3 protein-coding genes are annotated in these 5383 nt (G+C 44.2%); all 3 read right to left on the bottom strand.

The genetic code is table 11. The features are described 5' to 3' along the window. Positions 1-1029 (bottom strand): pentapeptide repeat-containing protein (locus RMO84_RS03605; RefSeq protein ID WP_310487089.1); only part of this gene is annotated, 1029 nt, incomplete at its 3' end. 122 nt (positions 1030-1151) lie between these two features. Next, positions 1152-1919: a SprT family zinc-dependent metalloprotease gene (locus tag RMO84_RS03600; protein ID WP_310487088.1), complete on the bottom strand. Its 768-nt coding sequence runs from the start codon at positions 1917-1919 to the stop codon at positions 1152-1154. Next, a complete protein-coding gene (locus tag RMO84_RS03595; protein ID WP_310487087.1) occupies positions 1906-5100 on the bottom strand; it encodes an HsdR family type I site-specific deoxyribonuclease in 3195 nt (1064 codons plus the stop codon). The genes RMO84_RS03600 and RMO84_RS03595 overlap by 14 nt, the downstream gene beginning before the upstream one ends. Between the last annotated feature and the right edge of the window lie 283 nt (positions 5101-5383).

Raw genomic sequence — 5383 nt, 5'->3', positions numbered from 1 at the left:
CTTCCGAAAATCGGCTTTATTGAGATTGGCACCTGTGAGATTGACACCAGATAAATCGGCACCGCTGAGATCGGCTTTGGTGAGATTGGCTTTGCTCAATGTTGCCCCTCGGAGATTGGCACCTATCAAAATCGCATTACTAAGATTGGTATTGCCCAAGCTAGTATTCGTCAGTACCGCACCATCGAGGGTAGCATCGCTGAGATCGGATTTATTGAGATTAGCTTCATTCAAATTCGCCGCACTAAGATTTGCATGACTCAAATTAGCTTGAATTAAGTTCGCGCGATCGAGTTGCGCTTTGGTGAGATTGGCTTCATTTAGATTAGCATGACTCAGATTGGCTAATTTGAGATTTGCCTCCCGTAAATCGGCTTTAATCAGACTACAATTATTCAGTTTAATGCGATCGAGCCTTGCGCCGACGAGATTGGATTCGCAGAGATTGGTAAAACTCAGATCGAGATACTGCTGCTCGGTTTCGAGATCGATTTGGCGACGAGCGATTGCGGTTAAAGCCGCTTGGGAGTCCGTCCGAATTGCTGGTGGCTTGGCAACGGAATCTTGCCCCTTAATACTCTGTTTGCCCCGTACAAAGGAAGATAATACCTCCATAATCGTCCAGCAATCGCGCGGCGAATCATTAGCAATCCGTTCGAGAGCATAAATCCCCCCGATTCTAATCGTTTCTTCTTTGTTGCCCAATTGCTCGATCGATCGTGTAAATCGCTCGGTAATCAGCCGATTTTCACCTTGAGAAAAGTTCAAGAATAAAATCGAGCCACCAAAAATAGTCGCCCCCGTACTCAGACTCGCAATAAATAGCCGAACGATTTCGAGAAAAAAGCTCCGCCGACTTAGCGTTTCCGCCGCTTGCAATTGCTCGATCGCGGCTTGCCAATTGGCATCGGGATCGACAATCCCCCCGCCTTGGGCTTTCCACATTTCGTAGGCTTTGGCACGAATGATTTCAGGCGAGATCTGATGAGGGTGAGTGAGAGTTTGAAAAAAATTACCGATCGTCTTCATTCTTTAAATATTTAGTAGCTACTAACTCTATTCAGATGAATTCTCGATTAATAGCATGTTCATTAAGTTTGTTCGATTTAAAAAAAGGCGAATCAAACAGGTCATTATCTCGATTTAGATAATTAGGCTTGACAAGGATATTTAACTCTAGTTGAAGTCTTTAAACGCAATTCAACTAGAGCATTCAATCTGTCTTTTCGCTCTTGCCAATCTGGTAAAATTCTCGCTAGTAACTTGTAAAAGCTCTTCGAGTGATTGGGGAACCGCAAGTGACAGAGTTCATGAATGATGACATAATCGATGCAATCTTTAGGGGCACTAACCAACAAGGGATTAAGAAATATTTTACCGCTTGGGGTGCAACTTCCCCAGCGTTTAGACATAGTACGGAGTTCAAACCCGTGATAGTGTTCGATGCAATAAGCTGCGACTAGCTTAGTACAGCACTGGTAACGTTCGCTAAATATTAGTGTTGCTCGATCGCGAAACCAGTTAGAAATCATATTTTCTACTCGTTCTCGATTATCCAAGTGGGTGACGGTATAAACTTCTAATCTGCCCTGCCAGAGCCGAATATTTTCACACTGATTTTCAATTAGTTTCAGGCGATATTGACGACCTAAATAGCGATATCCTTCACCTGCGACACATTCAGGAGCGGGTAAAGATGGAGCGTATTTCGTGAATTGGCGTTGTTGTTTGGCAATCCAGGCGGCGCGATGAATCACCTTGGCTTCGATCGATTCTATTACTGCATCGGTCGGAGCTTTGACGATAATACTCCTGTCTGGATGAACTTCGATCGCGAGGGTTTTGCGGGGGGAATATTCGAGCGCGAAGGTAATATTTTTGCTGCCATAAGGCACGCGATGGATCTCAGTTGACTTCATAATTTTCGGCAATCTTGAGGATCTTCGCAATTAGTTCGTCTAAATCACCCCAAGGAATAAAGAGATTGTGAGTCTTTTTTAAGTCGTGAACTAAATCATCGATTTCATTCATCATTTGCTTTTGGATGTCTTGATTGTGTTGCCAATCACGGATTTTATGTTTGGTGATAATGTCTTCAATGCCGATCGAGAGTAAAACTAATACTTCTGAATTATCGATATTGCTGTCTAGTTTATCTTGAAAGACGTTGTAAAATGCTCGTGATTGGGGTCGGGTTTGTAGCGGCGCGGGAACGGTGTTTGCACCGCCACTCCGCGCCATTTCCATTGCTGACTGCATTTTTTGAAGATAGCCGATGTCGCTTAGGCGTTTAGCTCGATGATCGTCGATCGCAGTTTGAATTAGTTGACTCAGGCGCAAGTATAATACGGGATCTTCTTCCATTCGTTCGATCGCGACTTTTTTGATTCTCGCAGCGATCGCATCAGCCTGAGCAGCCGTCCCCACAATGCTTTCGATTTCAGCATTCGATCGATCGAGATCGAAAATATCGACAGGTTCGATAATGGTAATAAATTCCGATGCGCCGATTTCTTTCTCTACCATCCGCCGAACTTGGTCAGAATATTCAGAATAGTCTACTTTTTCTCCATACCTAATTTTGACCAGATCTCTCAAGACAATCCAAGATTTGAGATCTTGAAGATATCGTTGCTTAGTAGGTTCGGGAGTATCGGCTTGGAACGGCGCATTACTGAGCGCGAGTCTGAGGTTTTTGGCGAAATCTGTCAAGGCTGCATAGAACTCATCCCGCCGATCTTGGGGCTCGAGCCACTGTTGCAAGCTTTCGGTATCTTGAAGATTATTTACGCCTTTAAATACATCCCACACAGCCGCATGGAGCGTGGGCAATTTGGCAATCTCTATCCGGACATCTACTAGAGCACCTTCGACATCTTCACGATCGAATCCGTCTCGTTCTAGCTTGTCGTAAATTTCCAGCGCGTCAGTCATTTCACCGAAAATGCCTCGATAGTCGATGACTAGCCCGTAATCTTTATTTTCAAATACGCGATTCACGCGAGCGATCGCTTGCAAGATATTATGTTCTTTGAGGCGTTTATCGATGTACAAAACTGCATTGCGGGGCGCGTCGAAACCCGTTAGTAATTTATCAACGACGATTAATAAATCCGGCGCATCGTCCCCATCGCCGCCCTTGAATTTCTCAATTATTCTGTCTTGATAATTCTTGGGGGTGCTATAAATCGCCATCATATCTTTCCAAAAGCGTTGTACTTCTGAGATATCAGCTTCATTGACACTATCGTTATCTTCACGAGTGTCTGGGGGTGAGATAATTACAGCAGAACGGATACCCCAACTGTCTAACAGCTTTTTGTAAGTAATTGCAGCGCGTTTACTGGATGTGGCAAATTGCCCTCTTAATTTTGTCCCTTTAAAATGTCTGTCAAAATGCTGGCTGATATCGTAGGCAACTTCTGCCATCCGTGCATCCGATTCATACAGTGGTTCGGCACTTTTGAACTTACGTTTTAAGTCGGCTTTTTGTTCTGGATTTAAGTTTGATGTAATGCGATCGAACCATTTATCGACAGCTTCAGTATTTTTAAATTCGCTCTCACGCCCTTCATAGACAATTGGCACTACCGCTTTATCACCGACAGCTTTAGGCATGGTATAGGAGTGAATAAAGCCGCCGAACTTCTGGGCGGTGCTTTTATCCTTTTTCAGTAATGGCGTACCTGTGAAGCCAATATAACAAGCATGGGGAAACACATTTCGCATCTTGGCGTGAACCTGTCCGTATTGGGAGCGGTGAGATTCATCGACAAGGACAAATATATCTGCACTGGTATTAGTTCCTTTTTCCCTAGCGACGGTTTCAAATTTATCGATCACAGTGGTGATGATTTCGGCTTTGGGTTCATTGAGTAATTCGAGTAAATGTTTGCCGTTTTTAGCTTTGATTGGTGCAGTACCACAATCTTTAAATGTATCCTTGAGTTGATCGTCTAAATCGACTCGATCGTTAACTAGAATAATCTTCGGGTTGAGAATGCTTGGCTCTCTTACTAAAGCCTTTGCTAATATCACCATCGTCAGCGATTTTCCGCTACCCGTGGTATGCCAAATTACCCCACCTTGGCGAGAATCATCACTGCGGACTTGTTGTTTGACTCGATCGATTGTCGCTTTGACAGCAAAATACTGTTGATAACGAGCGATTTTTTTATCCCCCGCATCGAACAAAATATAACCATAAATTAGATCTAATAACCGCTCTGGCTTGAGCAAACTATACAGCAATCGATCTTGAGCCGAAACTAACCTCGCTCCCGCCGCCCACAGTTCGCGAATTTTTACTTTTACCCACGATTCCCGCCAGCTCAATAATTGCTGACTTTGAGTTGCTGAAACCACATTAATTAAGGCATATAATTCTGCTTCAAAATTATCTAATCCTACCTCTTCCTTCCACACCGCCCAAAACTCCTTTTCAGTTTTGGTGGTGGCATATTGGGCAGTATTTTGGGCGATCGCAATTAAGATCTGAGTGACACAAAAAAAGTGCGGAATTTCATCGGTGCGTTGATTTCGTAAGTGTTGACTGATGGCTTCTTCAGTAGCTTTAGGCAGATCTGGGCGTTTACACTCGATCGCAACTAGCGGAATGCCATTAATAAACACCACAATATCGGGGCGACGAGTTTGGGTACTATTGAGACGTTCGATCTCAAACTCATCAGTGACATGGTAGACGTTGTTAGCGGGGTTATTCCAGTCGATATATTGTAGTTGTGGACTTTTTTTGTCACCGTCAATCGTTTGTTCGAGACTTTTCCCTAATACTAATAAATCGTAAATCTGTGTACCAGTAGTGGAGAGAGCATCGTAAGGAAATTGACTAATTGCAGCGACAGCAGTTTGAATGTTCGCATCACTGAAGGGATGAATTTTACCCCGATGTTCGATCTGATTGAGCTTGTGAAGTTGAGCAGTCAGGATATCTTCGAGGACTATTTTCGATCGTTTCCCTTGACGATGTGCGAGTGCTTGCGCTGGCGTGATGTAGGTATAGCCCATATTTTGGAGCAGGGCAAGCGCGGGGATTTGAGAAGAAATAACTTCGCGCAGATCGATCGGGGATGGGTTCATATTGGGATGCGAGGGTTCAATTTTATTGTAGGTTGGGTTGCGGATGCGCGCTCCGTCTGCGACACGCCTCGCTTCGTATCTCCTACGGAGAGGCTTCGCCAACGTCTACGGGTTCCCCGAGAGTTTAGCGCACCAAGCAGAAGAATGAAACCCAACATTTCTAGAATGTTTGTGTATTTGTTGGGTTCCGATACCGCTCTACCCAACCTACAATATCTAATTTTATCGTTCGCATTGAGGCTGACGGATAAAGGTTTCATCATCGATGCAACCGTAAAATTTG

The organism is Chamaesiphon sp. VAR_69_metabat_338 (assembly GCF_031423935.1).
Lineage (GTDB): Bacteria > Cyanobacteriota > Cyanobacteriia > Cyanobacteriales > Chamaesiphonaceae > Chamaesiphon.
Note: the sequence above shows the minus strand (reverse complement) of the source record. Positions and strands in the feature narration are given on the sequence as shown.